This window comes from Acidovorax sp. GW823-FHT05D11 (assembly GCF_058795695.1).
The window spans coordinates 4,474,096-4,499,103 of record NZ_CM179502.1 but is presented as its reverse complement, the minus strand read 5'-3'; the positions used below and the strand labels follow the sequence as shown (position 1 = coordinate 4,499,103).

Annotated in this window: 20 protein-coding genes; 15 read left to right on the top strand and 5 right to left on the bottom strand. The window is 66.6% G+C overall.

The genetic code is table 11. The features are described from left to right. Positions 1–28: 28 nt before the first annotated feature. Positions 29–1,162 carry an FAD-dependent monooxygenase gene (locus tag AC3RCE_RS20695; RefSeq protein WP_492253834.1) on the bottom strand — a complete coding sequence of 378 codons (1,134 nt, stop codon included), beginning with the start codon at positions 1,160–1,162 and terminating at the stop codon, positions 29–31. An 89-nt stretch (positions 1,163–1,251) separates the two neighbouring features. Here AC3RCE_RS20695 and AC3RCE_RS20690 point away from each other — a divergent pair, with 89 nt between their 5' ends. From AC3RCE_RS20690 to AC3RCE_RS20675, 4 genes are all read left to right on the top strand, one after another. Then, positions 1,252–2,121, top strand: a complete 870-nt coding sequence (locus tag AC3RCE_RS20690; protein ID WP_218339675.1) for an MOSC domain-containing protein — start codon at positions 1,252–1,254, stop codon at positions 2,119–2,121. Between the two features lie 82 nt (positions 2,122–2,203). Further along, a complete protein-coding gene (gene ychF, locus AC3RCE_RS20685) occupies positions 2,204–3,298 on the top strand; it encodes a redox-regulated ATPase YchF (RefSeq protein WP_492253833.1) in 1,095 nt (364 codons plus the stop codon). A 130-nt stretch (positions 3,299–3,428) separates the two neighbouring features. Further along, positions 3,429–4,307 carry an EamA family transporter RarD gene (gene rarD / locus AC3RCE_RS20680; RefSeq protein WP_492253832.1) on the top strand — a complete coding sequence of 293 codons (879 nt, stop codon included), beginning with the start codon at positions 3,429–3,431 and terminating at the stop codon, positions 4,305–4,307. A 227-nt stretch (positions 4,308–4,534) separates the two neighbouring features. After that, a complete protein-coding gene (locus AC3RCE_RS20675; protein WP_218339673.1) occupies positions 4,535–5,770 on the top strand; it encodes a GGDEF domain-containing protein in 1,236 nt (411 codons plus the stop codon). Between the two features lie 97 nt (positions 5,771–5,867). Here AC3RCE_RS20675 and AC3RCE_RS20670 read toward each other — a convergent pair whose 3' ends face one another. After that, the gene (locus AC3RCE_RS20670; RefSeq protein ID WP_492253831.1) at positions 5,868–6,350 is read right to left on the bottom strand and encodes a YqaA family protein; all 483 of its coding nucleotides are present in this window, start codon (positions 6,348–6,350) and stop codon (positions 5,868–5,870) included. Positions 6,351–6,500: 150 nt separating this feature from the next. On the opposite strand from AC3RCE_RS20670, the gene AC3RCE_RS20665 reads away from it, so the two are divergent. From AC3RCE_RS20665 to purH, 4 genes are all read left to right on the top strand, one after another. Continuing rightward, positions 6,501–7,082 carry a M15 family metallopeptidase domain-containing protein gene (locus tag AC3RCE_RS20665; RefSeq protein ID WP_218339672.1) on the top strand — a complete coding sequence of 194 codons (582 nt, stop codon included), beginning with the start codon at positions 6,501–6,503 and terminating at the stop codon, positions 7,080–7,082. Positions 7,083–7,233: 151 nt separating this feature from the next. After that, complete coding sequence (gene dusB, locus AC3RCE_RS20660) at positions 7,234–8,280, top strand: tRNA dihydrouridine synthase DusB (RefSeq protein ID WP_218296034.1); 1,047 nt, start codon at positions 7,234–7,236, stop codon at positions 8,278–8,280. Beyond that, complete coding sequence (locus tag AC3RCE_RS20655; RefSeq protein ID WP_218296033.1) at positions 8,277–8,510, top strand: Fis family transcriptional regulator; 234 nt, start codon at positions 8,277–8,279, stop codon at positions 8,508–8,510. The genes dusB and AC3RCE_RS20655 overlap by 4 nt, the downstream gene beginning before the upstream one ends. A gap of 95 nt (positions 8,511–8,605) precedes the next feature. Continuing rightward, complete coding sequence (gene purH / locus AC3RCE_RS20650) at positions 8,606–10,219, top strand: bifunctional phosphoribosylaminoimidazolecarboxamide formyltransferase/IMP cyclohydrolase (protein ID WP_492253830.1); 1,614 nt, start codon at positions 8,606–8,608, stop codon at positions 10,217–10,219. An 82-nt stretch (positions 10,220–10,301) separates the two neighbouring features. On the opposite strand, the gene pobA is transcribed toward purH, so the two are convergent. After that, complete coding sequence (gene pobA / locus AC3RCE_RS20645; RefSeq protein ID WP_492253829.1) at positions 10,302–11,486, bottom strand: 4-hydroxybenzoate 3-monooxygenase; 1,185 nt, start codon at positions 11,484–11,486, stop codon at positions 10,302–10,304. A gap of 210 nt (positions 11,487–11,696) precedes the next feature. Between pobA and AC3RCE_RS20640 the strand changes: the two genes are divergently transcribed. Continuing rightward, entirely contained in the window at positions 11,697–12,476 is a 780-nt protein-coding gene (locus tag AC3RCE_RS20640; protein WP_218296030.1) for an IclR family transcriptional regulator domain-containing protein, read from the top strand. Positions 12,477–12,557: 81 nt separating this feature from the next. Here the strand turns inward: AC3RCE_RS20640 and hemL are convergent, their stop codons facing one another. Together hemL and thiD are read right to left on the bottom strand one after the other, a co-directional pair. Then, the gene (gene hemL / locus AC3RCE_RS20635; protein WP_218296029.1) at positions 12,558–13,868 is read right to left on the bottom strand and encodes a glutamate-1-semialdehyde 2,1-aminomutase; all 1,311 of its coding nucleotides are present in this window, start codon (positions 13,866–13,868) and stop codon (positions 12,558–12,560) included. Then, positions 13,852–14,811 carry a bifunctional hydroxymethylpyrimidine kinase/phosphomethylpyrimidine kinase gene (gene thiD / locus AC3RCE_RS20630; RefSeq protein WP_218296028.1) on the bottom strand — a complete coding sequence of 320 codons (960 nt, stop codon included), beginning with the start codon at positions 14,809–14,811 and terminating at the stop codon, positions 13,852–13,854. Before thiD ends, hemL begins: the two co-directional genes overlap by 17 nt. A gap of 94 nt (positions 14,812–14,905) precedes the next feature. On the opposite strand from thiD, the gene AC3RCE_RS20625 reads away from it, so the two are divergent. From AC3RCE_RS20625 to AC3RCE_RS20600, 6 genes are read left to right on the top strand one after another with little or no spacing between them, the layout of a single operon-like run. Next, a complete protein-coding gene (locus tag AC3RCE_RS20625) occupies positions 14,906–15,079 on the top strand; it encodes a rubredoxin (RefSeq protein WP_082836248.1) in 174 nt (57 codons plus the stop codon). A gap of 58 nt (positions 15,080–15,137) precedes the next feature. Then, positions 15,138–15,536 (top strand): response regulator, encoded by a 399-nt coding sequence (locus AC3RCE_RS20620; protein WP_005796099.1) that lies wholly within the window; start codon positions 15,138–15,140, stop codon positions 15,534–15,536. After that, positions 15,537–15,902, top strand: a complete 366-nt coding sequence (locus AC3RCE_RS20615) for a response regulator (RefSeq protein WP_010459520.1) — start codon at positions 15,537–15,539, stop codon at positions 15,900–15,902. A gap of 15 nt (positions 15,903–15,917) precedes the next feature. After that, positions 15,918–16,445: a chemotaxis protein CheW gene (locus tag AC3RCE_RS20610; RefSeq protein ID WP_218296027.1), complete on the top strand. Its 528-nt coding sequence runs from the start codon at positions 15,918–15,920 to the stop codon at positions 16,443–16,445. Positions 16,446–16,466: 21 nt separating this feature from the next. Then, positions 16,467–18,755: a methyl-accepting chemotaxis protein gene (locus AC3RCE_RS20605; protein WP_218296026.1), complete on the top strand. Its 2,289-nt coding sequence runs from the start codon at positions 16,467–16,469 to the stop codon at positions 18,753–18,755. A 47-nt stretch (positions 18,756–18,802) separates the two neighbouring features. Continuing rightward, positions 18,803–24,901, top strand: a complete 6,099-nt coding sequence (locus AC3RCE_RS20600; protein WP_492253828.1) for a hybrid sensor histidine kinase/response regulator — start codon at positions 18,803–18,805, stop codon at positions 24,899–24,901. Positions 24,902–25,008: the final 107 nt, after the last annotated feature.

Sequence of the window (25,008 nt, the reverse complement as noted above, 5' to 3'; positions counted from 1 at the left end):
CGGCCTCCCGGTGGAGGCCGCAATGTGGTCAATGTATTCCCATGGCCTGGCGGGCCACGAAGTTCTTCAAGGGGCCGCTTAGCTCAAAGCCCTTCATTCCCCAGTTGCGCAATGCCTGCAGGGGGCCCTCGTGGCGGGAGAAAAGCTGCTGCAGCCCGTCCGTCGCCAAACCCATCGGCAGGAGCGCGGCCTTGCGCTCCCTTTCATAGCGCCGAAGCAGCCGCACATCCGCCACGCTGCGCCAGTAGTCGCGTCCCTGCAGCATGCCTGCCAGGGCCTGCGCATCGGCCAGGCCCAGGTTCAGCCCCTGGCCCGCCAGCGGGTGCACGTTGTGCGCCGCATCGCCGGCCAGCACCCAGCTGCGCGGGTTCTTGCCGCTGGCGGGCAGGGCCCCGCACCAGCGGTCCGCCTTGGCAAGCTGAAGGGGCCAGGCTGCGCGCTCCGCACTCAGCACCAACTTTCCCAGCACCTCCTGGCTGGCCGCCTGGAGCTTTTTCGCGAATTCTTCAGGCGGCAAGGCCATCAGCGGCGCCACATGGTCCTGCAAGACGGACCATACAACCGCCACGGAGTTCCCCTGGGGGCCGCCCAAGGGCAAAAAAGCCAGGATGCCGTCGGGCAAGAACCACTGGCGCGCCACCTGTCCATGCGCACGTTCGCACTCCAAGCGGGTGGCGATGGCGTGCTGGGGATAGGGCGTCACCTGAAAATCCACGCCAAATTCTTGCCGCGTGCTGCTGGCGCGGCCCTCGCACACCACCGTCAGCGCCGCGGGCACGGGCGACTCCACCCATTCCACCTGCGGCTGGTAGCGCACGGCTTCCGTGAGGCGTGCTTCCAGGGCGGGCACGTCGACGATCCAGGCCAGGGCATCCACCCCCTGGGTGGCCGCGTCGAAATGGACGGCGCCGTCGTGGTCACCCTGCACCTGCATGGTCCGCACCGGCGTGGCGTGTTCCTCGTCCGGCCAGCTGCGCAGCGATTCGAGCAGATGGCGCGAGGCCGCATTCAGCGCGTAGGCCCGCACATCGGCGGCTGCGGCGCCTCTGGGGCCGGGGGCCGGCAGCAGGGCCACTTTCAGCCGTTCGCGGGCCAGCAGCAGCGCCAGGGTCTTGCCCACGATGCCGGTGCCGCGAATACAGATATCAAAGGTTTGGGCCATGGCGGCATTGTAGGAGGGGGCTTGTGCCCGCGCGCGCAGTGCAGAATCGGGGCACGCATCCCCGCCCGTTTTTCAAGGAGTACCCCGGCGTGAGCTTCAACCCTGATTCCGATCTGTCGGGCACCATCGCACGGCTGTTCGTCTATCCCGTCAAGTCGTGCGCCGGCATTGAAGTGCAGGAGGCGCTGCTCACGGAGACCGGGCTGGACCTGGACCGCGCCTGGATGGTGGTGGATGCCAAGGGCATGTTCCTGACCCAGCGCGTCCTGCCCCGCATGGCGCTCATCCGGCCGCAGCTCAAGAGCGACGAAATGGTCTTGCGCGCGCCCGGCATGCTGGCCCTGCACGTGTCCATCGATGCGGTCGAGGCGCCTGCCACCGTGACCGTGTGGCGGGATACGGTGCCCGCCTGGGACATGGGCGCGGTGGCCGCCCAGTGGTTCACGGATTTCCTGGGCCAGCCGTGCCGGCTTGTCCGTTTCGACCCTGAGCACCGCCGCCTGTCCAGCATGGAGTGGACGGGGGGGATCGAGGCGCCCAATCAGTTCGCCGACGGGTTTCCCGTGCTGGTGGCCAGCGAGGCTTCCATGCAGGAGCTGAATGCGCGGCTGCAGGCGGCAGGCCATGCCCCCGTGGGGATGGAGCGGTTCCGGCCCAATGTGGTGCTGGCCGGCGTGGATGCCCATGACGAAGACCGTGTGGACATGATTCGGGTGGAGGCCCCGGAAGGCGGGATCCACCTGCAGCCCGTGAAGCCGTGTTCACGATGCCCCATCCCCGACATCGACCCCGCCACGGCCGAAAGCACCCCCGCGGTGGGCGACATGCTGCGGACCTACCGCCAGGACAAGCGCCTCGATGGTGCGATCACCTTCGGCATGAATGCCATCGTGGCCCGGGGCGCGGGCCAGATGCTGCGCGTGGGGCAGCGGGTGGGGGCGGATCTGCGCTTCGATTGAGGCGTGAACCGGCCTCCGAACGGCGGTTGCCGGCGGGCCCGTAAAATCGGCGGTTTGTCTCCGAATTCCAGAAAGCCCTGCCATGAGCCTCCAATGCGGCATCGTGGGCCTGCCCAACGTCGGCAAGTCCACCCTTTTCAACGCGCTGACCAAGGCCGGCATCGCCGCCGAAAACTATCCCTTCTGCACCATTGAGCCCAATGTGGGCGTGGTGGAGGTGCCGGACCCCCGCCTGCAGCAGCTGGCCAGCATCATCTCGCCCGAGCGCATCGTGCCTGCGATCGTCGAGTTCGTGGACATCGCCGGCCTGGTGGCGGGCGCCAGCCAGGGCGAAGGCCTGGGCAACCAGTTCCTGGCCCACATCCGCGAGACGGACGCCATCGTCAACGTGGTGCGCTGCTTCGAGGATGACAACGTGATCCACGTGGCCGGCCGCGTGGACCCGATCTCCGACATCGAAGTCATCCAGACCGAGCTGTGCCTGGCCGACATGGGCACCGTGGAGAAGGCGCTCAACCGCTACACCAAGGCCGCCAAGTCGGGCAACGACAAGGATGCCGCCAAGCTGGTGGCGCTGCTCACGCGCATCCAGGCCGCGCTCAACGAGGGCAAGCCCGCCCGCTCGGTGGAGATCACCAAGGAAGAGCAGCCCCTGCTCAAGTCCCTGTGCCTGATCACCGCCAAGCCCGCGATGTTCGTGGGCAACGTGAGCGAGGACGGCTTCGAGAACAACCCTTTCCTGAACCGGTTGAAGGAATACGCCGCCAGCCAGAACGCGCCCGTGGTGGCCATCTGCGCCAAGATGGAAGCCGAGATGGCCGAGATGAGCGACGAGGACCGCGACATGTTCCTGGCCGAGATGGGCCAGACGGAGCCCGGCCTGGCCCGGCTGATCCGCGGCGCCTTCAAGCTGCTGGGCCTGCAGACCTACTTCACCGCGGGCGTGAAGGAAGTGCGCGCCTGGACCATCCACATCGGCGACACGGCGCCGCAGGCGGCCGGCGTGATCCACGGCGACTTCGAGCGCGGGTTCATCCGTGCGCAGACCATTGCGTTTGAGGACTTCATCGCGCTCAAGGGCGAGCAGGGCGCCAAGGACGCAGGCAAGATGCGAGCCGAAGGCAAGGAGTACGTGGTCAAGGATGGCGACGTGCTGAACTTCCTGTTCAACGTCTAGGGGTTGGGGGGCTGAAAGCTCCGCCGGGCCATGGGCCCGATGGCATCGCATCCCTGCACGGCCCCTGGCATGCAGGGATTTTTTTCGACCGTTCGAAGGGGCCTTCGCGCCCCTGGCACCACCGATTTCTATGAACACTGGAATCCTCTACGCCGCGCTGGCCTATGCCGCCTGGGGCCTGTTCCCGCTGTATTTCAAGCAGGTGGCGGATGTGCCCTCGCTGGAGGTGGTGATGCACCGCACGGTGTGGTCGCTGGTGTTTGTCTTTGGCGTGCTGATGGTGCGCAGGCAATGGTCCTGGATGGGCGCCGTGCTGCGCCAGCCCCGTGTGCTGGGCGCGTTCGCGCTGTCGGCGATGCTGCTGTCGGGCAACTGGCTCACCTATGTGTGGGCGGTGCAGAACCAGCATGTGGTGGATGCCAGCCTGGGCTATTTCATTTTGCCGCTGGTGAACGTGGCGCTGGGCTTCGTGTTCCTGAAAGAGCGGCCTCGCCCGGGCCAGTGGCTTGCGGTGGCCGTGGCTGCTGCGGGAGTGCTGTGGCTTGCGGTGCAGGCGGGCCGCCTGCCCTGGATTGCGCTGGTGCTGGCCCTGAGCTTTGGCTTCTACGGGTTGCTGCGCAAGCTTGCCGTGCTGGGCGCGCTGGAGGGGCTGGCGCTGGAAACCCTGGTGCTCGCGCCGGTGGCCGCCATCATGCTGGGCTGGTGGGCCTGGCAGGGCGAGGGCGCACTGGTCCAGGGGCCGCCAGCCGCCGTGGGATGGCTGTTGATCGCGGGCCCCATGACGGCCGTTCCGCTGCTGCTGTTTGCCGCCGGTGCCCGCCTGATCCCGATGTCCACCTTGGGCATCCTGCAGTACATCTCCCCGAGCCTGCAGTTTGCGCTGGGCGTGTGGCTGTTCCATGAACCCTTCCTGCCTGCGCGCCTCGTGGGGTTTGTGTTGATCTGGACTGCGCTGCTGGTCTACAGCCTGGAAGGCTGGTGGACACGCCGGCAGGTTGCGGCGGCCTGAGGAGGCATCTTTCCCGGGCGCAAACAGTGGCCGCAAGGCGGGGTGCGCGGCGCCAAACGCCGCCCGCAGGGTGCGCTGCAGCGCGCGAGCTACTGGAAAACACGGAGCGCTTCCGTGTCAGTTCTGCGTAAGATGCGCGGGCCCGTCTGCCGGGCGTCAGCGCTGGCGGACTGTGTATTTCGGTGAACCTGTCACCCGAACGAACCCGGGCCCACGCCTGCCTCCGCATGTTCTTTGGCCGCAAGAATCCGTTTTCGGCGACGGACGCCTTTCCGCTGTCCGACGCCGTCATGGAATTCGATGACTCATCGTCGGCCATGGCGCGTCCCGCGCGCAGGGCCATGGATGGCCTGGGGCCGCGAAGCGGGCGCAGCGCGGGGCAGAAATGGCGGCTGGCCGGGGGGCTGATCGGCCTGTATGTATTGGCGATGGCCGGGTTCTATGCGCTGGGCATGGTGGATGTGCAGGTGCTCGCCGTCCTGGCCGTATTGGTGGTGCTGGGATGCGGGGCCTTCTGGGGGATTTTCAGTTCGGGCCTGCACAAGAAGGTGCGGCACAGGCACCTGAAGCTGGCCATTGTGGCCACGGCATTGGCCTGCATGGTCGGGGTGTTCTATCTGGCGCCGGTCACGCAGATCCTGCTGGTTCCGTTCACCTTCGTGGCGGTGGCCTACGGGATCTTCACCGTGCCGCGGCCCGCGCTGCTGGCGCTGGCGGCCTGCATGCTGTGCCTGTACGCCGTGGTGGTGGGGCTCCATTACGTGGAGCAGAAAAATGACGCGCTGCTGCGCCTGGAAGCGCTGCACTGGCTGGCCCTGGCGCTATCGTTGCCCACCTACATCCTCCTGATGGGCAGGGTCCAGCGCCTCTACCGCAGCCTGTACCACGCCAGCCGGAAGATCAAGAACATCCAGGAAGACGCCCAGCGCGACCCCCTGGTCGGATGTTTCAACCGCCGCTACGTGCTGGCCGCGCTGGAGGAGCAAAAGCAGCTGGCGGATGAAAGCGGCATTCCCCTGTGCCTCGCCGTGGTGGATATCGACCACTTCAAGCGCATCAATGATGAATTGGGGCATCTGGGGGGTGACGAGGTGCTGCGCACGTTCGCCCGCGTGGCACAGCAGGGGGTGCGCGCAGGCGATGTGTTCGGGCGCTATGGGGGCGAGGAGTTCCTGCTCATCTTTCCCGCCACATCCCTGCTGCCTGCGCTCAATACCTGCGAGCGCATCCGCGCCCAGGTCGAGATCCATGCATGGGCCGGGCTTCTCAAGGGGCGGGTGACGGTGTCGATCGGCGTGACCCAGTACGTGCTGGGAGAGTCGGTGCTGGAGTTTTTCTCGCGGGCCGATACCGCGATGTACATGGCCAAGGAAGGCGGGCGCAACCAGGTGGTGGTCGAGGAGCCGGTGGCCCGTGGCGATTCGCTGTTGTCCGACATCGGCGCACACGCACCGCTGTCGTGAGACGTGGGCATGAGGGAGAGGGGCGCCTGGGGACGGCAGTTGCACACCCTTGTCATTGCTGGCGCCAAGCGGCCTCAACGAAACACCGGGTGAGAAGTCACAGCGCCAAGTGCCCCGGCATGAAGTGCAGCAGCACGCTCGTCATCAGCAGATAGCGGAAGAACTTGCCCACGGCCATATAGGCCAGGCAGGGCCAGAACGGCAGTTTCAGCCATCCGGCCACGGCGCACAGCGGGTCGCCCACCACGGGCAGCCAGCTCATCAGGCAGGCGCGTGCGCCAAAGTGCTGGAGCCAGTGCAGCGCGCGCACGTCGGTGGCATTGCCACGGGCCTTGTCCACGACCTTGTGAGCCCCCAGGCCCATCCACCAGCTCACCCCACCGCCCAGCGTGTTGCCGACCGTGGCGACCAGGATCGCGGGCCAGAACAGTTCGGGGTTGATCTTGATCAGCCCGAACACCGCCGGCTCCGAGCCCAGCGGCAGCAGCGTGGCCGAGATGAACGAAACGACAAAGACCGTGCTCAGGCCGAACTGCGGCAGCGCAAGCCATTCCAGCAGCTGGTGCATCCAGATTTCCATGGGAGGAAGTGTAGGGCGGCGGCGGCATCGCTTTCATGCCAGGGGGCGCTGTCCTACGCAGGGGTGCGCCATCCGCGCATGGCCGTGGGCGGCGCCTATTTGTATCGTGAAGCAACACCGTCCCTGAATGAACTTACCCCGGGAGGCTTCATGCATTGTTTCGCAATCCCTGCCATCGCCCGCCCGGCACCTGCCGCCGTGCCGGTGGGCACCCGCTGGTCGTCAGCGGCCCTGGCGCTGCTGCTGGCCGCCTGCGTGCACAGCCCGCAGGCGGCGGTGCCCCCTGTGTCTTCTTCACTGCCGCCGGCTCCGCACGCACATGCCGGCAGCGGTAGCGGCTGCAGCGAGATGCCCGGTGGGCGCGCCGCGCTGGATGGCGTGGCCCGGGAGCTGCAGGCGCAAGGCATGGCACTTGAAGCCACCTGCCCCGTCGCCGCCGGCGAATGGGTGGTGCGGGTGCGGGTGGTGGACGGCATGAAGGCCAGCAAGGTCGTGCGCGGCCCCCTGGCCGATGGGCACGATGTGGACATGGGCACGCCCGCCGGCGTGAGGCAGGGGGGCGCGGAGTTGGCCGCGCGGGGCTTCTCGCCGGATGTGCTGCACAACCGCCAGTGGCTGCGCACGCTGATGGCGCGCCATGAATTCGACAATGCCGCCGATGCCTGGTGGCGCTTTGCGCAACGTGCCCGGGTTCCTGCACCGACGGCGGAAACCGACCTCGCCGCGCGCTGACCGTGGCGGCCGTGCGTCGCCGCGCCGGAGAGCATCGGGGTGGACAGGGGCGTCATTTCATTGGGCGGAACATTTCATTTGCTGAAATTTTGAGCAGGTACAATCCTGCCTCCTTTTTCAGCATTCGCTGCTGCACCTACCGCGCCCCTTCATGCACATCGGCCACATTCCTCTGGCGAACCGCTTGTTCGTCGCCCCGATGGCGGGCGTCACGGACCGGCCGTTTCGCCAGCTGTGCAAGGCGCTGGGCGCGGGCTACGCGGTGAGCGAGATGGTGACCTCGCGCAAGGACTTGTGGAACAGCCTCAAGACCTCGCGCCGGGCCAACCATGAAGGGGAGCCCGGGCCCATCGCCGTGCAGATCGCAGGCACCGATGCGCCGATGATGGCCGAGGCCGCGGTCTACAACGTGGAGCGCGGCGCGCAGATCATCGACATCAACATGGGTTGCCCGGCCAAGAAGGTCTGCAACAAGTGGGCGGGCTCCGCCCTGATGCAGAACGAGGCGCTGGCCGTGGAGATCGCCGAGGCCGTGGTACAGGCGTGCGCGCCCTTCAACGTGCCCGTCACGCTGAAGATGCGCACCGGCTGGTGCCAGGAGCACAAGAACGCCGTGGCGCTGGCCCGCGCGTTCGAGGGCGTGGGCATCCAGATGCTCACCGTGCACGGCCGCACGCGCGAGCAGGGCTACAAGGGCCATGCGGAGTACGACACCATCGCGGCGGTGAAGGCGGCGGTGAGGGTGCCCGTGGTGGCCAATGGCGACATCACTTCGCCCGAGAAGGCGCGCGACGTGCTGGCCGCCACCGGGGCCGACGCGATCATGATCGGCCGTGCCGCACAGGGCCGGCCGTGGATCTTCCGCGAGATCGGCCACTTCCTGGCCACGGGCGAGCACCTGGCGCCACCGCTGGTGGCCGAGGTGCGGCGCCTGTTGCTGGACCACCTGCAAGACCACTACGGCCTGTATGGCGAGCTGACCGGGGTGCGCAGTGCGCGCAAGCACATCGCGTGGTACCTGCGTGCGCTGCCCGGCGGCGAGGCCTTCAGGCAACACATCAATACGATCGAGGACTGCGCCGCGCAGTGGCAGGCCGTGGCCGACCACCTGGATGCGCTTGCGCAACAGATGGACCGGCTGCCCGCCGCCACCGGCACGGACGCAGAACCAGAAGAACAAGAGGGAATGGCTGCATGAGCAAGAAACACATAGAAGAATGCGTGCGCGAGAGCCTGCAAGGCTACTTTCGCGACCTGGGCGGAGAGACGCCCGACGGCATGTACGACATGCTGGTGCGCGTGGTCGAGAAACCGCTGCTGGAAGTGGTGATGACCCATGCCGACAACAACCAGTCCCGCGCCGCCGAATGGCTGGGCCTGAACCGCAACACGCTGCGCAAGAAGCTGGCCCTGCACAAGCTGCTCTGATCGGCGCACGATTGCTATTAAATGTATAGCTGTTGGCGCTTATCCATAAAGCGCCAGGCCCTTTTTTTATTCAAACTCTCCCCACCACCACTGCCATGAACGCACTTCTTTCCGTCTCCGACAAGACCGGCATCGTCGAATTTGCACAGGCCCTGCATGCGCTGGGCATCAAGCTGCTGTCCACCGGCGGCACCGCCAAGCTGCTGGCCGACCAGGGCCTGCCCGTGACCGAGGTGGCCGAGGTCACCCAGTTCCCAGAGATGCTGGACGGCCGCGTGAAGACGCTGCACCCCAAGGTGCATGGCGGCCTGCTGGCGCGCCGCGAGCTGCCCGAGCACATGGCCGCGCTCCAGGAGCATGGCATCGACACCATCGACCTGCTGGTGGTCAACCTGTACCCCTTCGAGTCCACCGTGGCCAAGGCGGGCTGCACGCTGGCCGACGCCATCGAGAACATCGACATCGGCGGCCCGGCCATGGTGCGCAGCGCCGCCAAGAACTGGAAGGACGTAGGCGTGCTGACCGACGCCTCGCAGTACCCGGCCGTGCTGGCCGAGCTGAAGGAAAAGGGCAAGCTTTCCGACAGGCTGCGGTTCGCGCTGTCGGTGGCCGCGTTCAACCGCATCGCGCAGTACGACGGCGCCATCAGCGACTACCTCTCCTCCGTCACCTTCGAAGAGGAAAAGCTGTCCGAAACCTACGTGCCCGCGCGTGCCCAGTTCGCCGGCCAGAGCAACGGCATCTTCACCAAGGTGCAGGACCTGCGCTACGGCGAGAACGCGCACCAGCAGGCCGCGCTGTACCGCGACCTGTACCCCGCGCCCGGCTCGCTGGTCACGGCCGAGCAGGTGCAGGGCAAGGAGCTGTCGTACAACAACATCGCCGACGCCGATGCGGCGTGGGAATGCGTCAAGAGCTTCGAGGCGCCTGCCTGCGTCATCGTCAAGCACGCCAACCCCTGCGGCGTGGCCGTGGGCCTGGACGCGCTCGATGCCTACGGCAAGGCCTTCCAGACGGACCCCACCAGCGCCTTCGGCGGCATCATCGCCTTCAACCGCACGGTGGATGGCGCCGCCGCCCAGCAGATCGCCAAGCAGTTCGTCGAAGTGCTGATGGCGCCGGAGTTCACGCCCGAGGCGCTGGAGGTGTTCAAGGCCAAGGCCAATGTGCGCCTGCTCAAGATCGCCCTGCCGCCGCATGCCGGCAAGGCGCAGCAGCTCACCGACTGGCAGCGGGGCCGCAACGCCATGGATGCCAAGCGCATCGGCTCCGGCCTGCTGCTGCAGACCGCGGACAACCACGAGCTGTCGCTCATCGACCTGAAGGTGGTCACGCACAAGCAGCCCACGCTGGAAGAGATGGAAGACCTGCTGTTCGCCTGGAAGGTGGCCAAGTACGTCAAGAGCAATGCCATCGTCTTCTGCAAGGGCGGCATGACCATGGGCGTGGGCGCCGGCCAGATGAGCCGCCTGGACTCGGCCCGCATCGCCAGCATCAAGGCGGGCCACGCGGGCCTCACGCTGCAGGGCACCGTGGTGGCCAGCGACGCATTCTTCCCCTTCCGCGACGGCCTCGATGTGGTGGTCGATGCAGGTGCGACCTGCGTGATCCAGCCCGGTGGCTCCATGCGCGACAACGAAGTGATCGATGCCGCCAACGAGCGCGGCGTGGCCATGGTGTTCAGCGGGGTGCGCCACTTCCGCCACTGATTCGGGCGGCGGGGCGCCATGCAAGAAGCGGCTTCCTGGGAAGCCGCTTTTTTTGGGAGGTACTCTCGGAACGGGGAGAGAGTCAGGTTCCGAAGTTCATCGGCAGCCCTACATAGTTCTCGGCCAGTGAGACCGAGGCTGCGCGCGAGTGCACCAGGTATTCCAGCTCGGCTTCCTGAATCTTCTGGCCGAATTCGCCAGTCTCTGGAAAACGGTGCATCAACGAGGTGAACCACCACGAGAAGCGCTCGGCGCGCCACACGCGGCGCAGGCAGCGGTCGGAATAGGTGTCGATGCCGGCGCTCGACTTCTCGCCGTAGTAGTTGGCGAACGCATTCCACAGGTAGCCCACGTCACTCGCCGCCAGGTTCAGGCCCTTGGCGCCGGTGGGCGGCACGATGTGGGCCGCGTCGCCCGCCAGGAACAGGCGGCCAAAGCGCATGGGCTCGGCCACGAAGCTGCGCAGCGGGGCGATGCTCATCTCCAGCGCCGGGCCGGTGACAAGGTTCTCGCGCGCCTCGGGGTCCAGGCGGTTGCCCAGTTCGGCCCAGAACTGCTCGATGCTCCACTGCTCCACCTTGTCGGTCGATGGCACTTGCAGGTAGTAGCGGCTGCGCGTGTTGCTGCGCATGCTGCACAGCGCAAAGCCCCGCTCGGTGTTGGCGTAGATCAGCTCGTGGGACACGGGCTTCACGTCTGCCAGCACGCCCAGCCAGCCAAAGGGGTAGACACGCTCGTAGGTGCGCAGTGCGCCTTCGGGCACGCTGGCGCGGCACACGCCGTGGTAGCCGTCGCAGCCTGCGATGAAGTCGCACAGCACCTCGTGCGTCTGGCCGTCCTTCTCGTAGGTCACGCGCGGCTGCTGGCCGTCGAAGTCGTGCACGCTCACGTTCTGGGCGTCGTACACCGTGGTCAGGCCTTCGGCGGCGCGGGCGTCCATCAGGTCGCGGGTCACTTCGGTCTGGCCGTACACCGTCACGCGGCTGCCGCCGGTCAGCGCGTGCAGGTCGATGCGGTGCCGCGCGCCCTTGAACAGCAGCTCGATGCCGTCGTGTGGCAGTCCTTCGGCATGGGCGCGGGCGCCGACACCCGCCTGGTCCAGCAGGTCCATGCTGACCTGCTCCAGCACGCCGGCGCGGATGCGGCCCAGCACGTAGTCGGGGCTGCGCTGTTCGATGATGACGGCGTCGATGCCGGACTTGTAAAGCAACTGGCCGAGCAGCAGGCCGGCGGGGCCTGCGCCGATGATGGCAACCTGGGTACGCATGGTGGACAACCTCACAAAGCAAACAAGGGCGCTGGAAAGCGCTAAGACAACAGCGCCAAGCGTAGGTTGATCCATGTCAACGCGGCGCCCGCCCGGCGCCCTGGCGCGCGGTGGGTGGACGTGATGTGCGATCATCGCGCAATCTTCCACAGCCCCGGCGCATCGGGCGCCCGCACCCCGGGCATCGACCGGCCGACCATGGACCCCCGCATGACCACCGTTCCCATCGCCAAGGCAGATTTCATCGAAGGCATGGCCAAGGGCCTGGCGGTGCTGGAGAGTTTCGACACCGAGCGCCAGCGGCTCAATGCCACGCTGGCCGCGCAGCGCACCGGCCTCACGCGCGCGGCGGCGCGCCGCCACCTGCTCACGCTGGCGCACCTGGGTTATCTGGAGACGGATGGCAGCTACTTCTGGCTGGCGCCCAAGGTGCTGCGGTTTTCGGGCAGCTACCTGGCATCGGCCCGGCTGCCGCGGGTGCTGCAGCCCACGCTCAACCGGCTGGCGGCACAGACGCAGCAGTCATTCTCGGCCGTGGTGCTGGATGGCGGCGAGGTGGTGATCGTGGCGCGCAGTGGGGTGTACGGCGCGCCTTCGCGCGTGCTGGCCTATGGCCTGCACCTGGGGGCGCGGCTGCCGGCGCACCCCACGTCCACGGGGCGCGTGCTGCTGGCCGCGTTGCCACCGGCGGCGCTGACGGCGTGGCTCAAGGCCTGCCCGCTGCACCGGCTCACGCCCCACACCATCACCCAGGTCGGCCCGCTGCGGCAGGTGATTGCCAAGGCGCGCCGCGACGACCATTGCCTGGCGGTGGAGGAGCACGAGCTGGGCGTGCACGCGCTGGCAGTGCCCCTGCGCAATCTGCAGGGTGACACGGTGGCCGCGCTCAATGTGGTGGCGTCGCCCAAGCAGGTGGACGAGCGCAGCCTGCAGCGCGACATGCTGCCACTGCTGCAGGAGGCCGCCCGCGAGCTGCGGGGGCTGCTGTGAACGAATGCCAACGTCGAGTTAGCAAGCGGGAATACCCATAAAAATGGCCGAAAGCGCTTGATGAGTAAGCGCTGGCAGCTATTATTTTGATAGTTCCTTGAAGACTTCGCGGGCGGCTGCCACGGTGGCGGCGATGTCGTCGGCGGTGTGTGCCGCGCTCACGAAGCCCGCCTCGTACAGCGCCGGCGCGATGTAGATACCGCGATCAAGCAGGCCGTGGAACAGCTGGTTGAAACGCGCGCTGTCGGTCTTGAGCACCTGGGCGTAGTTCTGGGGCAGCTCGGGCATCAGGAAGAAGCCGAACATCCCGCCTTCGCTGTCGGTGCTGAAGGGCACGCCTTCGGCCGCCGCCGCGGCAGCCAGCCCATCGACCAGCGAGCGCGTGGTGGCCGACAGGGCGTCGAAGAAACCCGGCTTCCTGATCTCGCGCAGCGTGGCCAGCCCGCAGGCCGTGGCCACCGGGTTGCCCGACAACGTGCCCGCCTGGTACACGGCCCCCAGCGGTGCCAGGTGTTCCATGATGGCGCGCGGGCCCCCAAAGGCGGCCAGCGGCATGCCGCCACCGATCACCTTGCCCAGCACCGTGATGTCGGGCTTGAAGCCCGGGATGCTCCGGGCGTACACGCTCTGGGCGCTGCCCAGGGCCACGCGAAAGCCCGTCATCACCTCGTCGAGTACCAGCAGCGCGCCGTATTCGGTGCACAGCTCGCGGCAGCGCTTCATGAACGGAACGCTGGCGCGCACCAGGTTCATGTTGCCCGCGATGGGCTCGATCATCACGCAGGCCAATTCCTTGCCGTGCAGGGCGAAGGCTTCTTCGAGCTGGGCGACGTTGTTGTATTCCAGCACCAGGGTGTGCTGCACTACTTCGGGCGGTACGCCCGCGCTGGTGGCGTTGCCGAACGTGGCCAGGCCCGAGCCGGCCTTGACCAGCAGCGAATCGGCATGGCCGTGGTAGCAGCCCTCGAACTTGATGAACTTGCTGCGGCCCGTGGCACCGCGCGCCAGGCGGATGGCGCTCATGCCGGCTTCGGTGCCCGAGCTGACCAGGCGGATCATCTCCATCGAAGGCACAAGGCTCAGGATTTCCTCGGCCAGCTCCACTTCGCGCTCGGTCGGCGCGCCAAAACTGAAGCCTTCGAGCGCGGCGCTCTGCACGGCTTCGAGCACGGCGGGGTGGCCGTGGCCCAGGATCATCGGACCCCAGGAGCCGATGTAGTCGATGAAGCGCTGGTCGTTGGCGTCCCAGAAGTAGGCGCCCTGGGCGCGCTTCACGAAACGCGGCGTGCCGCCCACGGCCTTGAAGGCCCGCACGGGCGAGTTCACGCCGCCGGGGATCAGCGCCTTGGCGCGTTCGAACAGGGGGATGTTGAGGTCAGTGCTTGGTGTCATGGGGTGGCATCACAAAGCCTTCGAGGGCCTGTGCTTCGTCAATCGGAGGTTCTTCTTCATCGCCGTCGGCTTCGTCGTCGTCGGGCTGGGCCCAGAACATGCGGTCGGGCACGATGTGCCCCATGCCGGGGCGAAAGCCGGCGTCCAGGCAGCGGTCGAGGTAGCCCAGGGCCTCGCTGGTGGCCTCGCCCAGGTCGTTGCCGCTGGCCACCAGGGCGGTGAGCGCGGCGGACAAGGTGTCGCCAGCGCCGGAGAAGGTGGCGTCGAACAACTCGAACTTGCCGCTGCCCAGCACGGTCTGGGGCGAGGCCAGGACGTTCTCGACAAACTGCTCGGGCAGTGGAATACCGGTGACCAGGGTGTAGGGCACACCCATCTCGGAGGCGGCCCGGGCGATGTCGCGCGCGGTCGGGCTGCGGTCGCTGGTCCAGTCCGGCAGCAGCCAGCGCCACAGGGTGCTGTGGTTTCCAACCAACACCGAGGTCTGCGGTAACAACAATTCCCGGAAGGCGTCCAGGTACTCGTCGATCAGCTCGTCGCGCCACCAGGACAGGTTGGGCATGTAGGCGATCACGGGCACTTCGTCGTAGTCGGTCGTGATCTCGGCGATGGTGCTGATGTTCTCCGGGCTGCCCACGAAACCGACCTTGATGGCCTGTACCGGCAGGTCCTCCAGGACGGCGCGGGCCTGCTCGGCCACGGCCTCGTCGTCAAAACTGAAGTGGTCGAAAATCTCCGCGGTATCGCGGGCGTACGCGCCGCAGACCACGGCGATCGGGTGCCCGCCCACGGAGGCGATGGTGGTGATGTCGGCCGTCAGTCCGCCGGCGCCGCTGGGGTCGCTGGCATTGAAGACGAGCACGCACGCAGGGCTTGCGTCCTCCGAACCGTCATCTTCGAGATCTATGATTTCTGGGGGGGGAGGGGATGCTTTGGCGGTCATGGACCAGATCCTGCTTGAGGGGCGGCACCGGCGCCGTGGCCCGCGGAGATGACTAGATACAATCGTTGCATTCTATGTGAAGGCCCTTTAAGCTGTGACCGACTCTAAAACTTGGATGTGTTTGATTTGCGGTTGGATTTATGACGAAGCAGAGGGTTCACCTGAGCACGGCATTGCACCCAACACTCCATGGGATCAGGTTCCCATGAATTGGACCTGCCCTGAATGTGGCGCCCGCAAGGAAGACTTCGAGATGGTTCAGATTTGAGGCGCACCAGCATCATGTGCTGCCGCGTTGTTTATTTTTCCATCGGGAGCAGTAACAATTGACTACAACAGGCGCATCTTTCAAAGTGCTAGTGGTGGATGACAGCAACACCATCCGTCGAAGCGCCGAGATTTTTCTCAAGCAGGGGGGGCACGAAGTCTTGTTGGCCGACGACGGCTTTGATGCTTTGGCCAAAGTCAACGATTACCAGCCTCAGCTGATTTTCTGCGACATCCTCATGCCCAAGCTCGACGGGTACCAGACCTGCGCCATCATCAAGCGCAACGCCCGTTTTGCAGATACTCCGGTGGTAATGCTGTCTTCCAAGGACGGCGTATTCGACAAGGCGCGCGGGCGCATGGTCGGCTGCCAGGAATATCTCACCAAACCGTTTACCAAAGACCAGCTGCTGCAGGCAGTGCAGCAGTTTGGCAATTCCCAACAAGGAGCGATGTAAATGCCCATCCAGAAAGTACTGGTCGTCGACGACTCGAAGACCGAGTTGATGTTTTTGACGGACCTGCTTCAGAAAAAAGGCATGCAGGTACGCACCGCTGAAAATGCCGATGAAGCCTTTCGCCGCCTGGCGGAAGAAAAGCCCGATCTGATCCTCATGGATGTCGTGATGCCCGGCCAGAATGGCTTTCAACTCACGCGCGCCATCACCCGCGACCCGCTGTATGCCGACGTGCCCATCATCATGTGCACCAGCAAGAACCAGGAAACGGATCGCGTCTGGGGGATGCGGCAGGGTGCGCGGGGCTACATCACCAAGCCCGTCGATCCCGCCGAACTGCAGGCCAAAATCGACGCCCTGAACTGAGGCTGCGGCGCGTTCATGGCCAACCGCGAAGCCCTGCGAGAGCTCCAGACCCGACTTGCCAGCCGCCTTCAGGCCGCAAGAACCGAAGGGACCTCTGTGTCATCCTGGCTGGCTGTCGAGTCCGCCGGGAGTTTCTATTTGCTGCCCCTTGGACAGTCGGGGGAGATTTTCCCCTGGGTCTCGATCCAGGCGGTGCCCTATACCCAAAGCTGGTTTCTGGGCGTTGCCAACCTGCGCGGCGGGCTGGTCGGCGTGGTGGATCTCGCGGGGCTCCTGGGCTCCGCGGCGCCCCGTACCGAGCAGGCCCTGTCGGAGGCCAGCCTCCTGGCTTTCAACGCGGCCCTCGAAGTCAATGCCGCTTTGCTGGTGGACCGCCTGGCCGGCCTGCGCGGGACCGATGCGTTCGTGTCCTCCGAGCCTCCGGCCGAGGATTCCCCTGCATTCTTCGGCACCACGTATATCGATTCCAGCGGCGCGCGCTGGCAGGAACTGAACTTGCAGATCCTGTCCCAACATCCCGCTTTCCTGAGCATCAGTGCTTGAGTTTTTCTGTAAGGCTGCACCATGTCCGTCGTCAATCAATTTGGAAAACTGTTCAACCGGAAACCTGCCACACCGGATGCAGGCGCGATTGCCGGCACGGCCGACGACGGGCAGGATATTCTTGCCACGGGTTCGCTGGACGGCGCGCAATTGCGCGACGCGTACCAGGCCGAAGCCATGAACAGTGTTCAGGGTGACCCGGACGGCTATGCCCCCGAGCAGTCTGCCCAGGACGCGGAGGAAGACCTCATCTCCCTGCCACTGCTGGGCCGCTCGACCGCTGCAGCCCACCAGCGCCGCCTGCTCGGCCTGCTGGCTGTGGGCGTGATCGTCCTCGCCTTGATCGCTGCCTGGGTGCTGCGGCAGGCCGACCGCTCCGCGCAGCAGCTTGCTGCAACGGGCCAGTCCCTCATGCAGTCGCAGCGCCTGGCGAAGTCGGTGTCGCAGGCGCTGGTGGGAAGTCCGCAGGCCTTCCCGGACGTGGTGGAAAGCTCCGGCGTGCTGGCGCGCAATGTGCGCGCCCTGAATGCGGGTGATGGCGAACTCGGCGTGGAATCGCTGGGCGAGCCCTACAAGCCCGATCTGGACGCCGTGAACCCGCTCATGGAACGTGCCGAGCGCAATGCCAGCGTGGTGATGGGCCAGCAGAAGATCCTGACGCAGGTGGGGGACGCTCTGCGCACCATCAACCGCCAATCGTCCGACCTGCTGGAAATCGCCGAGACGGTGTCGTCCCTCAAGCTGCAGCAGAACGCGCCTGCCGCCGAGATTTCCGCCGCCGGCCAGCTCGTGATGCTGACCCAGCGTATCGGCAAGTCGGCCAACGAATTCCAGACCATGGAAGGCGTGAGCCCCGAGGCCGTGTTCCTGCTGGGCAAGGACTTGAATTCGTTCAAGGAAATCGCCCAGGGCCTGCTCGATGGCAGCCCTGAACTGCGCCTGGCCGCCACCAAGGATGCCCAGACCCGCGAACAGCTCGAAGCCCTGGTCAAGCTCTATGAGCAGACCCGCACGCAAGCCAGCGCCATTCTGGGCAACCTGCAAGGCCTGGTGTCTGCCCGCGAAGCCCAGTCGGCGATCATTGCCGACAGCGAACCCCTGCGCCGCCAGCTCGAAGGCCTGCAGAGCAAGCTGTCCGCCCAGACGGGTGTGGGCGGTGGACAGCTCGCTGCCCTGGCCCTCGCCGGCCTGTTCGTGATCTTTTGCGGCGTGGGCATCTCGCGCGTGCAGCTGCTGGACAGCCGTGGCCGCCAGGCTGCTGCCGAAATGCAGCAGAAGGACGCCAAGCGCCAGGAGCAGGAAGCCAAGCGCGTCAATGACGCTAACCAGGCCGCCATTTTGCGTCTGATGAACGAACTGCAGTCGGTCGCTGAAGGTGACCTGACCCAGGAAGCCACCGTGACGGAAGACATCACGGGCGCCATCGCCGACTCGGTGAACTACACGGTGGAAGAACTGCGCCAGCTGGTGGGCAGCGTGCAGAACACGGCCACGCGGGTGGCGCAGACGACGGCCCAGGTGGACAACACGTCCACGGAGCTGCTGGCGGCATCCACCGAGCAGCTGCGCGAAATTCGTGAAACCGGCCGTTCGGTGCTCGACATGGCCACCCGAATCAACGAGGTGTCCACACAAGCGCAAGAGTCCGCCACGGTGGCCCGTCAATCGCTGCAAGCTGCCGACTCGGGCCTGCAGGCCGTGCAGAACGCCATCGGCGGTATGAACTCCATCCGCGACCAGATCCAGGACACCTCCAAGCGGATCAAGCGCCTGGGCGAATCCTCGCAGGAGATCGGTGAAATCACCGAACTGATTTCCGACATTACCGAGCAGACGAACGTGCTGGCCCTGAACGCAGCCATCCAGGCCGCGTCCGCCGGTGAAGCTGGCCGAGGCTTCTCGGTGGTGGCCGAAGAAGTGCAGCGGCTGGCTGAACGTTCCGCAGACGCCACGCGCCAGATCTCGGCGCTCGTGAAGGCGATTCAGACCGACACGCAGGATGCCGTGGCCGCTATGGAACGCTCCACGCAGGGTGTGGTGGAAGGGGCGCGCCTGTCCGACAGCGCCGGTACCGCACTGACCGAGATCGACCGCGTGTCGCGCCGCCTTGCCGAACTGATTGAGCAGATTTCGTCCTCGACATCCCGGGAAGCCGTTCTGGCCAACGAAGTGGCCGACAACATCCAGCACATTTTTGCGGTGACCGAGCAAACGGGTGAAGGCACCCGAACCACAGCGCAGCAGGTGCGCGAGCTCTCGCACATGGCTGAAGAACTGCGCCAATCGGTGGCACGGTTCAAGATCGCCTGACGCTGTAGTCATCAACCAGCTGGCTCATAGCAGCCGGGGACGAATCCATGTCATCTATTGATGTCAACAATGCACCGGCCGCGGATGGGACCCAGGGAGATCAGGACCTGGGTCCTTTGGCGTGGGTGCTTGACGAACTGCGCAAATCCCTTGACGGTGCTGTCAAGGCCATGCGCCGCTTTGTGCGCGATGCGGAAGCCGCCCGCGAATCGGATCTCGCGGCGCTCGATGCCGGCCCGCTGCGCATTGCCCGGCAGCAGCTGCACCAGGCGTGCGGCGCGCTGGAAATGGTGGGCATGGGCCCGCCGGCGCTGGTCCTGCGGGCCATGGAGTCTGCGGTCCAGAAGTTTGTGCAGCGGCCCGAGACCTGCAGCGACGACGCCGCGGCCGTCATCGAGCGTGCGAGCTTTGCGCTGATCGAATACCTGGAAACCGTTCTGGCGGGCAAGGCGGCTTCGCCCGTTGCGCTGTTCCCCCAGTACCGCGACGCGCAGGCGCTGGCCGGCGCGGACCGCGTCCACCCTGCCGACCTGTGGCCTGTGGAGCGCAGGTTTCGCGAGCCCGAGGGTGCAGTGTCGGTCACGCCGCTGCCGTACGGTCCTGAAGCGCGCGCGCGCCTGGACGCCGCGGTGCTGCGAATCGTCAAATCCGGTGATCTGCGGGCCTCGTTGAGCCTGAGGGACACCTGCCTGGGCTTCGTGGCGGCCCAGCCGGACCGCCAGTCCCGCGCTTTCTGGAAGATCTGCGCGGGCTTCTTCGAGGCCTTTGGCTCCGGCCTGCTGCCCGCGGATGTCTACGTCAAGCGCGTGGCGTCTCGTGTGCTGATGCAGTACGCCACCCTGGCCAAGGGCGACACGACCATTGCAGACCGCCTGGTGCAGGACCTGCTGTTCTTCTGTTCCCAGGCCAGGCCGGCCGATGCAGCCGCCAGCGACGTGCCCTCGCTGCAGGCCGTGCGGCAGGCCTTCGCGCTGGACCGGTTCAAGCCGGTCGACTATGAGGCTGCGCGTTTCGGCCGTTTTGACCCCGCCATGCTGGCGCAGGCACGCAAGCGGATCGCCGCGGCCACCGAGACCTGGTCCGCGCTGGCCGGCGGGGACCGCAACAAGCTCAAGCCCGCGGCGGATCAATTCAGCCTGGTGTGCGACTCGCTGCGCAAGCTGCATCCCGGAAGCGAAAGCCTTGCGCAGGCCCTGACGCGCGCACTGGAATCCACCACCCGTTCCGGCGAACCGCCCTCGGCCGCCTTGGCCATGGAAGTGGCAACCTCGGTCCTGTACCTGCAGGCGGCCTTTGAAGAGCTGGATGCGGGCGACGACCAAATGGAAATCCGCGCGGGCAGGCTCGCGCAGCGCCTGGATGCCGTCGGTGCGGGCGCGGAGCCCGAGCCCCTGGAACAGTGGATGGAGGAGCTGTACCGCCGGGTCAGCGACAACCAGACCATGGGCAGCGTTGTCGACGAACTGCGCTCCACGCTGGGCGAAGCCGAGAAGGCGCTGGATCAGTTTTTCCGCAACCCGCAGGACACGGCGGTCCTGGCGACCGTCCCCGGCCATCTCGCGCAGATGCGCGGTGTGCTGTCCGTGCTGGGCCTGGACCAGGCGTCGCTCGCGGTGGTTCGCATGCGCGACATGGTGGAGCGCCTGCTCATCAACGAGGTGCCCGAGGCCGATCGCCAGGGTGTCTTCGAGAAGCTGGGCAACAGCCTCGGCGCGCTGGGGTTCCTGATCGACATGCTCAGCTACCAGCGCACCATGGCCCGCAAGCTGTTCGTGTACGACGAAGAGCTCGGTGAACTGCGCATCCTCATGGGCAAGACCCGTCCGCGTGCGTCGGATGCCGTGGAAGAGGCGCCGGCCAAGCTGGAAGAGCGGGCCGCCATCCCATTGCCCGACGTGGTGCCACGTTTTCCCGTGCCGGAACCCTTCGGCGAGCCCACGGATTTCGGATCCCTGCCTTCCCTGCCTTCCCTGCCGGACATGCCGTCCGAGGCCCCTGCGCAGCTGGCGCCGGTGGATCAGGGGTCGCTCGCACCCGACATTTCCTTTGATCTGCCCGTCGCCACAGAAGGTGGCGGCGCGCCGGTGCCCCAGGCGGCAGCGCCCGCGCCCGCAGCGGCGCAGGCACCGGAGATCGAGGATGAACTGCTGGAGGTCTTCCTGGAGGAGGCCCGCGAAGTGGTGGTCAATGGCCTGGCCGCCATCGACGTGCTTCAGGATGAGCCGGGCAACCTCAGCGAACAGACCACGCTGCGCCGTGCCTTCCACACGCTCAAGGGCAGTTCGCGGATGGTCGGGCTGAACGATTTCGGTGAAGCGGCCTGGTCCATGGAACAGGTGCTCAACGCCTGGTTGGCAGAGCAAAAGCCGATGCAGCCCAGCCTGCTGCAGCTGTCCTCGGACGCGCTGCGGGCATTCAGCCGCTGGGCGGACGATATCGCCTCTGGCCAGGCTTCGGGCTGGCAGCCAGACGCATTCCGCAAGTCCGCGGATGCCATGCGGCTCGACGGCACCCTGCTGCCGCTGGCCACCCCGTTCGCCAGCGAGGACAGCCCCCCGCAGGCTGCGCCCGTGCAGGAGCAGATGCAGGAAGCTGCGGCCCTGGACGGCGTGCCCATCGAATCGCTGGAGCCAGAAGCTGCAGACGCCCCACAGGCGGTGGAAGAGGCGCTGGCCATCCCCGACTTCGAAGCCACCGAAATCTTCGACCACGCACCCGAAGTGCCGGCGGATCAGGCCGTGGCCTCCCCCGAGGTGGCCGAGGAGATCGATTTCTCCGTGTTTGCAGCCGCGCTGGACGAAGCGCCCGCAGACGCCGCGGTGATCGATCCTTCCAGTGCCGACTTCGTGCTGGATCTCGAACTGCCCGACCTGGAACCCGCCGTGGCGGCGCCTGAAGCCGAACTTCCGGCGCCAGCGACCGCGTTGTCCGACGAACTGACTGAGGACGAAGTGGCCGGGCTGCTGTCGGCGCAATCCCTGGATGCCGCCGAGCCGCTGGAAGCACCGGAGCCGGTGGAACTGGAGGCGCTGGAGCCATTGCCGGAGGCCGGTGCGCCCGAGCCCGAAGCCCTGCCGCTGGAAGACAGCAGCAGCGACGAAGCGGTCAAGGTGATCGACACGCTGCGCATTGGCATTCCGCTCTACAACGTCTATCTGAACGAAGCCGATGAATGGTCCCGCCGCCTGGTGACCTGCCTGCAGGAATGGTCGCTGGAACTGCACGAGCCCCTGCCGGACATCGCGGTGGCGTTGTCGCACTCGCTCGCGGGCAGCTCCGCCACCGTGGGCTTCAATGCCCTGTCCGAAATGGCGCGCGTACTGGAGCATGCGCTCCAGCATGTGACGTTGCAGTCCGGCGGCACCCAGGAACAGGCCCAGGCCTTCATGGCGGCGGCGGAAGATATCCGCCGGTTGCTGCACCAGTTCGCGGCCGGTTTCCTCAAGGAGCCCAGCCAGGAAGTGCTGGAGCAACTGCGCCAGATCTTGCAGACCGAGGTGGACAACACCCTGTCGCCGCCCGAAGAAGATGCGGAAGCCGCAGACGGGCTGGCGGTGGAGCCGGTGGCACCGATCGGCGCGGAAGCCGCGCAGCCGCTGCCCCCAGCCGAACCCGTACCCGATGTCCCCGCCGAGCTGACGCCCGTGCCGGTTCCCAAGGGGCATGTGGCGCCCGCGTTGTCCGCCGTGGTGCACGACCACGACCAGATGGTCGACGACGCGATTGCCCATGCCGTGGCGCTGGGTTCGGACGTGGATGACGACATCGATGCGATCGACGTCATCGATCCGGACCTGTTCCCGATCTTCGAGGAAGAGGCCGCGGAACTGCTGCCGCAGCTCGGTGGAGCCCTGCGCCAGTGGGCTTCGCGCCCGGACAACCTGGGTGCGCGCAGCGAGGTGCTGCGGGCATTGCACACCCTCAAGGGCAGCTCGCGCCTGGCGGGTGCCATGCGTTTGGGCGAAATGGCCCACCGCCTCGAATCCGCCATCGAGCAGCTGGACGCCGAGACGGTCACCTCCGACCAGATCGAGCCCCTGCAGGCCAGCTTTGACGGCCTGCAGGCCAACTTCGAGGCCCTGCGGACCATTGGGCAGAGCCCCGCCGACACGGTGGTGTCGCTGCCGGTCGAGGCCGTGCGCGCCAGTTCCCCGGTGGACCTGTCGGCAGTGCCGGTGGATGCGCCTGCACAGGCGCTGGCAACGCCGCCATCGGCGCCTGCCGTGCGCCTGCCGGCACCCTCCCAGCTTGCGCCGCTGCGCGTGGCGTCCAACCAGTCGGTGCGTGTGCGTGCGCAGCTGCTGGACCGCCTGGTGAACCAGGCGGGCGAAGTGATGATCAGCCGATCGCGCCTGGACGTGCGGCTGGGCCAGTTCCGCAGTTCGCTGGCCGACCTGTCGGGCAATCTGGACCGCCTGCGCCAGCAGCTGCGGGACATCGAGGTGCAGGCCGAATCGCAGATGCAGTCGCGCCTGGCCCTGTCCAAGGATTCGGCCGCTGGTTTCGATCCGCTGGAGTTCGACCGCTTCACCCGCGTGCAGGAACTCACGCGCATGATGGCCGAGTCGGTGAACGACGTGGCCACCGTGCAGCGCAACCTGCAGCGCACCATGGAAGGCGCCGAAGACGACCTGATCGCCCAGGGCCGCCAGGCGCGCGGACTGCAGCGCGACCTGTTGCGCACCCGCATGGTGGAGTTCGAAGGCATTGCCGAGCGCCTTTACGCCGTGGTGCGCCAGGCCTCCAAGGAAACCGGCAAGCAGATCAAGCTCGATATCACCGGCGGCTCCATCGAGATGGACCGTGGCGTGCTGGACCGCATGACCCCGGCGTTCGAACATCTGCTGCGCAACTGCGTGGCCCACGGGATCGAGAACCCCGAGGACCGGGTCGCCGCGGGCAAACCGGCGTCCGGCACCATCACGGTGGATCTGCACCACGAAGGCAACGACGTGTCTGTGGAATTCCGTGACGATGGCGCCGGCCTGAACCTGCCGCGCATCCGGGAAAAGGCACTGTCCCAGGGCCTGATCGAACCCGATGCGCAGTTGAGCGATGCCGAAGCGGCCAACCTGATCTTCACGCCCGGTTTCAGTACCGCCAGCGAAGTGACCGGCCTGGCGGGCCGGGGCATCGGCATGGACGTGGTGCGCTCGGAGATCAATGCACTGGGCGGGCGCATCGAGACCTCGACCGAGGCCGGCAAGGGCGCTGCCTTCCGCATGGTGCTGCCACTGACCACGGCGGTGACGCAGGTGGTGATGCTGCGTGCCGGCGATCTGGCGATCGGCGTGCCTGCCAACGTGGTCGAGATCGTGCGGCGCACCTCGGCGGCAGACCTTGAAGTTGCATACCGTACCGGCCATTTCGACGATGGCACGGAGCAGTTGCCGTTCTTCTGGGCCGGGGCGCTGCTGCAGGCTTCTGCGCGCAGCAACGAGCCGGCTGGCAAGACGCGACCTGTGGTGATTTTCCGCAGCGCATCGCAGCGCATCGCTATGCACGTGGACGAAGTGCTGGGCAACCAAGAAGTCGTGGTGAAGAACCTCGGGCCCCAGTTGTCCCGCCTGCCGGGCCTGGCGGGCATGTCGGTGCTGGCCTCGGGTGCCGTGGTGCTGATCTACAACCCCGTGGCGCTGGCCACGGTGTACGGCGATCAGGTGCGGGCAGCCCATGTGGATCTGCCTCCCGTGCTGGAGGCCGATGGTTCGGGCGCTGGCGGCAAATCCGTGGTGTCGCTCCAGCTGGCGGGCCCCAGCCAGGTGCCCCTGGTGCTGGTGGTGGACGATTCGATCACGGTGCGCCGCGTCACGCAGCGCCTGCTGCAGCGCGAAGGCTACCGTGTGGCGCTGGCCGCCGACGGCCTGCAGGCGCTCGAGCGGCTGCAGGAAGAGCGTCCCACGGTGGTGCTGTCGGACATCGAAATGCCCCGCATGGACGGCTTCGATCTGGCGCGCAACATCCGCGCGGACGGTGCGTTGCGCGACCTCCCCATCATCATGATCACGTCGCGGATCGCCGAGAAGCACCGCGAGCATGCCATGGAGCTGGGGGTCAACCACTACCTGGGCAAGCCCTACTCCGACGAAGAACTGCTGAGCCTCATTCAGCACTACGCACGCATCGCAGCCGCGGTGGAGGCCTGACCCATCGCGCGCCTCGCGGCCTGTGGCCGCGGGCAGGCCTGCCCTTCCCGGGGCGGGCCCGTGGCGCACTTCCTGCCCTTCCTGGTGCAGCCGCGGCGCCCGGCAGA